This window comes from Shewanella sp. (genome assembly GCF_051658185.1).
GTDB lineage: Bacteria > Pseudomonadota > Gammaproteobacteria > Enterobacterales > Shewanellaceae > Shewanella.
This window is the reverse complement of the sequence record NZ_JBOFMC010000304.1, coordinates 1-1,906: the sequence shown is the minus strand read 5'-3', so window position 1 is coordinate 1,906 and position 1,906 is coordinate 1. Positions and strand designations below refer to the sequence as shown.

General features: G+C 49.2%; 1 protein-coding gene and 1 pseudogene. Both read right to left on the bottom strand.

Translation table 11 applies throughout. From position 1 onward, the window contains the following. Positions 1-818, bottom strand: a pseudogene (gene secD, locus ACRCZA_RS11605) (protein translocase subunit SecD); the annotation flags it as partial. A gap of 278 nt (positions 819-1,096) precedes the next feature. Next, the gene (locus tag ACRCZA_RS11600) at positions 1,097-1,615 is read right to left on the bottom strand and encodes a hypothetical protein (RefSeq protein WP_438674592.1); all 519 of its coding nucleotides are present in this window, start codon (positions 1,613-1,615) and stop codon (positions 1,097-1,099) included. Positions 1,616-1,906 lie beyond the last annotated feature (291 nt).

The following is a 1,906-nucleotide window of genomic DNA, read 5'->3' as shown; positions in this document are numbered from 1 at the left end:
ACACCGGGCAATTCAATGCGAATACGGTGCTCACCTTGGCGCTGCACTAAGGCTTCGGTGATCCCAAGCTCTTCAATGCGGCTTCGCATAATTTGCAGGTTTTGCTGCACCGTGAGGTTACGCAGTTTAACCTGTTCATCTTGTCCCAAAATCGCTCGCAATCCGCCACCATCAGCATGACTCAGTTGCCATGCGGGGTAAGTGTCGTTCATAAATTGACGTACGGCGGCGCGGGCATCATTATCGGGTAAACTGATACTCAATTGCCCAACCGCTTCTTCCGTCAAGGCATCGACACGCACACTGGCCCCTCGGATACCATGATCGTTGAAAAATTGCCTGAGTGCCCCAACCACGGCATCCGCTTGCGCTTGGTACACTGGGGCGATATCCACATCTAATAGAAATTGCACGCCACCGCGTAAATCCAGCCCGAGTTTGATCGGCGCAGCTCCCAAATGTTGCAACCAACTCGGTGCAGCACTGACCAGTGCCAAAGTCAACTCTTTAGGCTGTTGCACCATTGGCGTCAGTAAGGTTTTAACTAAGGTTTGCTCACTATCTTGGTTAAGCACTATCAGCGTTTCGCCCTGACGTTGGTCAATACGCTTAACCTCAATGCCCTGAGCTTGTAACTTATCCCTAAGCGCTACAGGGCTTAACGCCAGCCCCGCCTTCGCCCCAATTTGCACTGCGGCATTTTCACCATACCAAGTAGGTAAAGCACTAAATAACATCACAATAATCGCGGTGATAAGCACCACATATTTCCACGCGGCGTAATGGTTAAGCCGCCGTTCATTCGGTAGATGTTCCATAGGATGACACTCCCCCTAGCGCTTTGGGACTGCGTGTCTTAAGCGCTAGGATTGATATTCACAATTGCTATTCACAATTTATATTCGAGATTGAGATCCCCCTTAACTCGCACAACAGGTGCAAACGTGGCGGATCCCCCAACAAGTCCATCGCAATCAGCGCACTCATACGCAAGCAAAATGGGCGCACAGCTAAAAGCTCGCTATGCGCCACAAAGCGACTAACTTGCTAAAATAAAAAGAAAATTACGGCAAAAATGCCAGAGATAAGCAGAGAGCTAAGCAGATTGTTGGCTAAACCGATATTGCAGATTAGAGGCTTTCCAGCCAGAAATACGAGCAGGAGAAGAAATGGCTGACAGTGTCCAATCGACGTGGCGCGGCATGCCCCTCACCCTTTCGACAGGCGGGATAGCGTAGGAAGTAAAATCATGCGCTAACAGATAGACAGGCTGAACCTCCAGCACATCATGTAGCACCAGATTAATAAAACGCAGAGAATTTATCGGAACGACATTAAAATCATCGGCATGGGCAACTAAGCCTGAAGGGGGACAAGGGGTCGCGCCTTTTTGCGCCGTTCCCGCCATCGCACCACAACCTGAGCTGGCTTCGCTTGGATCCGCATGAGCCGACGTGACACTCACGTGTTTATTGGCAACAGGCTGTATATATTGACTATTACAATCAGGCGCGGCAGAGCTCAAGGCAACATTGGCAAACACCCCTGCGCCATGGGCAACAAAGACGATTGCCATGCAAAGTAAGATGATGCCGTTTAACCAATGTCTGATCACTCTACAACCTTAAAAAATAACCTATATACATCAGCATGATGACGATGATTGTCATACCGCATAGGCCCTATACCATCAAACCACGGCCATGAACGATGCCGTGTTACCACAGCATAAACCAGTAAGCATAAGCCCCTAAGCGTTAGCCAATAGCGCGCACCATGCAAGCGTGCGCAGGCCAATTATGTCCCAGCTTAAGTAACTTGCCGCTGATAAACAAATTAAACTTTGGCCATCTTTGATACGTAAGCTGGCTAGCGCTTATTTACTGACAGCACAAATACGACTTAC